This is a genomic window from Synechococcus sp. R6-5, assembly GCF_047461775.1.
Lineage (GTDB): Bacteria > Cyanobacteriota > Cyanobacteriia > Thermostichales > Thermostichaceae > Thermostichus.
Window position 1 is genome coordinate 1 of record NZ_JANSHV010000280.1, and the last position, 2,198, is coordinate 2,198.

The 2,198-nt window shown below is 59.0% G+C and carries 2 protein-coding genes; one reads left to right on the top strand and one right to left on the bottom strand.

Annotated features, from left to right (window positions below):
* Window positions 1-253: 253 nt before the first annotated feature.
* Window positions 254-1,300 (top strand): tetratricopeptide repeat protein, encoded by a 1,047-nt coding sequence (locus tag NW818_RS12725; RefSeq protein WP_414344464.1) that lies wholly within the window; start codon window positions 254-256, stop codon window positions 1,298-1,300.
* Window positions 1,301-1,319: 19 nt separating this feature from the next.
* Here NW818_RS12725 and NW818_RS12730 read toward each other — a convergent pair whose 3' ends face one another.
* A complete protein-coding gene (locus tag NW818_RS12730; RefSeq protein WP_414344465.1) occupies window positions 1,320-2,114 on the bottom strand; it encodes a response regulator transcription factor in 795 nt (264 codons plus the stop codon).
* Between the last annotated feature and the right edge of the window lie 84 nt (window positions 2,115-2,198).

A 2,198-nucleotide genomic window follows, 5' to 3' on the forward strand; every position in this document is an offset into this window, starting at 1 on the left:
TGTGGGGGTATCTGTATCCCGACACTGACGCTACGGGTACAGTGCGGGGCTTAGCTACCCCCACACCCCCACAAGCTAAAGGGTTGGGAGGAGCACGGGGATCCCCTTTCTACTCTTGATCCAAGTGAGCTACGGGAGCTTTTTGGGCTTGAGCTGTTCGGCGTTTTTCGCTGCCAAATCGGGCAGAATCAGAGAGAAGCTCGCGAGCAGATTAAAAAAACAGGATACGCTCGTAACAGCGGTGCAGAGCAGTATGTTCAGAGCCCACGACTCTGCTGGTTTGCGTCTTTTGATTGCGGTTGCCCTGTTGCTGGGGAGCATGGCCAGCTGGCGGCAGGATCGTCTTTTGGCAGTGATGGGCCTGGTGGGTGCAGCGGCCATTTCTGCCTTCACCCGTCCGGCCATCTTGGCCTACAACCGTGGTCGAGAACGGTGGCTGAACCGGGATTTGCTGGGGGCTATTGAACAGCTCAGCTTGGCTCTGCAACGGGATCCCTGCCTGGCCAACGCCTACATTTTGCGGGGAGAAGCCTACTTTGCCCTCGGCCAAGTTCCCCAGGCCCTGGAGGATTTCGGCCAGGCGATCCGGTTGGCCCCGCGGCGACCAGAACCCTATTTTTATCGCGGGCTGATTCGTCAATCTCAGGGGGATCTCCAGGGAGCAACGGCGGAGTTTGCTGAGCTGGTGCGCCTACACCCCAACGTCCCCCACCACCTCAGCTTGGCCAACCTGCTCGTGCAACAGGGATCCCTGCCTTTGGCCCTAGCTCATCTGGATGAAGCCATTCGCTTGGATCCCACCTCAGCGCTTGCCCATTCCCAGCGGGCCCGTTTACACAGCTACCTGGGCACCTGGGAGGCGGCTTTGTCCGATTGGTCGCAGGCTATTTACTGGGATCCCAGCCCAGCCCACTACTACCAGCGGGGGGTGACCTACGCCTGTGGTGATTACTTTGACGAGGCCATTGCCGACCTCAGCCGCAGCTTAGAAAGAGAACCCCAGCAGCCCAACGTTCTCTACATCAGGGGCAACCTTCTCTATGCGCTGGGGGAGATCAAAGCTGCTTTGGACGACTACGAGCGGGCCTTTCGCCTGGAGGCGGATATGAACCGGATTGACCTCTCCGACGAGTATGGCTTGTACGGACGAGGGCTGGCCTACTGGAATATGGGAGATAAAGCAACAGCTTTTTCGGATTTGCAGGCAGCTTTGCAGGTCAGCCGCCGACATCACAACCTGGCCTTGGAGCAGCGGGTACGCCGGTCTCTGCTGCAACTGAGCGATCCCGATTCTGCCTAGCGGAATTGACGTTAACTAGCTATTCCTTAGTAGGTGCTTTGCCTGACGCTGCGACTCCACGACGCTGCCGCTGAGGCCCAGATCCTGAATCGCCTGCAGCGGCTGACAGAGTTTTCTGTTCCTGAGGCAGCGGGGGGTTGAGACCGAAGCAGTAGCCGACATTGCGCACTGTGTGGATCAAGCTGGGCTGGCGCGGATCCCGTTCCAGCTTTTTGCGCAACGAGAGGATATGGGTATCGACGGTGCGAGGGTTATCGGTGGAATCCGGCCACGCTCGCTCTAGTAGCTCTAGACGAGAGACGGGATCCCCATCCGCCTGCACCAGCACCATCAGCAGGCTAAACTCCTGAGGCGTGAGGTCGATCCCTTCCCCAGCCAAGGCGACGCGCCGTTGCACCAGGTCAATTTTGAGATCCCCGTACTGCAGAAAGGTAGGGGGGATATGACGCTGTCGCCGCCGAGCCAAGGCTAGAAGGTGGGCATCCAGCAGTTGCATACTAAAGGGCTTGGTGAGGTAATCGTCCGCTCCTGCCTCCAGGCCGGCGATAATGTCCGCTTCGGATCCCCGGTGGGAGAGTAGCAAAATCAGCAGATCGTACTGGCGATGGGCCCACCGGCACAATTGCAGCCCGCCGCGGTTGGACAGCTCCGCATCCAAAATCAGCAGGTGAATGGGCTGCTGTTGCAGCAGAGTCTTTGCTTGGCGAAGGGTCTCTGCTTCCCAAACTTGGTGTCCGGCCTGTTGCAAATGCCAACACAGCAAGCTGCGCAGATGAGGGTTGCCTTCTGCCAGCAAGATGTGCAAGGGTTGCATGGCTGTTCGGTTGGGATCCCGCCCACATCATAGTGCTCCGCACTGCTGACGCGACAGTGCTATGCCTCCGGCACCCTACCGGGA

What these genes read in the sequence shown, in the direction of transcription:
- NW818_RS12725 (WP_414344464.1), top strand. Translation starts at nt 254, where the DNA reads ATGTTCAGAGCCCACGACTCTGCTGGTTTGCGTCTTTTGATTGCGGTT.
- NW818_RS12730 (WP_414344465.1), bottom strand. Translation starts at nt 2,114, where the DNA reads ATGCAACCCTTGCACATCTTGCTGGCAGAAGGCAACCCTCATCTGCGC.